Raw genomic sequence first — 1295 nt, forward strand, 5'->3', positions numbered from 1 at the left:
AGACTGAAGGTGTGCCTGCAGATGACTTCGACGCTTAGTCGGGCAGTCGCCAACTACCCCAACCGGTTCGACCCGGGCGTACTGAGCGAACTCCCCGAACACCTCCAGGAGACGATCCGGCGCCGCAACGAGGTGCTGGGTCCTGGTTACACACTCATCTACAAGGAGCCGGTCGAGTTCGTCTCCGGTCACGGGGCCCATCTGATCGACCGTGACGGCAACGACTACCTCGACGCCTACAACAACGTCCCGTGCGTCGGGCACGCCCATCCGCACGTGGCGGAGGCGGTCGCCCGCCAGATGACCTTGGTGAACACCAACACCCGCTACGTCCAGGAAGCCCTGGTCGATTACGCGGAGCGGCTGCTTTCGACCTTCCCCGAGGAGCTGTCGAAGCTGAGCATCGCGTGCAGCGGGTCGGAGGCGAACGACCTGGCTGTGCGGGTGGCGCGGTTCCACACGGGCGGCGAGGGCATCATCGTCACCCGCTGGGCCTACCACGGCATCACCCGGGAGGTGGCGAGCTTCTCACCGCACCTGGGCGCGGGGTCACCGCTGGGACCGAACGTCCGGCTCATCGATCCGCCGGACCCGCGCCTTGCCGCGCCGGGAACAACGCTCGCCGAGCACATGCGGCAGCAGGTACGCGGCGCGATCGACGACCTGGAGCGCCACGGCTACCGCCTGGCGGCGCTGATCACCGACTGCGCCTACACCAGCGACGGCATCTTCACGGACCCGGTCGACTACATGCAGGGCGTGGTGGAGGAGGTGCACGCGGCCGGCGGTGTCTACATCGCGGACGAGGTGCAGTCCGGATTCGCCCGGCTCGGCGAGTCGATGTGGGGCTTCACCCGGCACGGCGTCCTGCCGGACATCGTCACTTTGGGCAAACCGATGGGTAACGGAATGCCGATCTCGGGCGTGGTCTTCCGCCCCGAGGTCAGCGAGGAGTTCGGACGCAACGTCCGCTACTTCAACACCTTCGGCGGCAGCTCGATCCCCGTGGCCGCCGGCGCCGCGGTGCTGGACGTCCTCGAAAAGGAGAACGTGCAGCAGCGTGTCCTGGAGAGCGGCAACGCTCTGCGCGCGGGACTGCGGGAGATCACCAAGGACTCCCCCTACGTCGCCGAGGTCCGGGGCGCCGGTCTGTACGTCGGCGTGGAGATCGTGAAGGACCGGGAAACTCTTGAGCCGGACCGCCTGCTGACCGAAGACGTCATCAACGACATGCGCGATCGCCGGATTCTCATCAACGGCACGGGCAAGTCGGCGAACACCCTGAAGATCCGCCC

General features: G+C 67.0%; 1 protein-coding gene. It reads left to right on the top strand.

From position 1 onward, the window contains the following. Positions 1-21: 21 nt before the first annotated feature. Positions 22-1295, top strand: a 1274-nt coding sequence (locus ACFY9I_RS42530) for an aminotransferase class III-fold pyridoxal phosphate-dependent enzyme (RefSeq protein ID WP_391012913.1), incomplete at its 3' end; no start/stop codon positions are given.

The sequence above is a fragment of the Streptomyces sp. NPDC012510 genome, assembly GCF_042955065.1.
GTDB lineage: Bacteria > Actinomycetota > Actinomycetes > Streptomycetales > Streptomycetaceae > Streptomyces.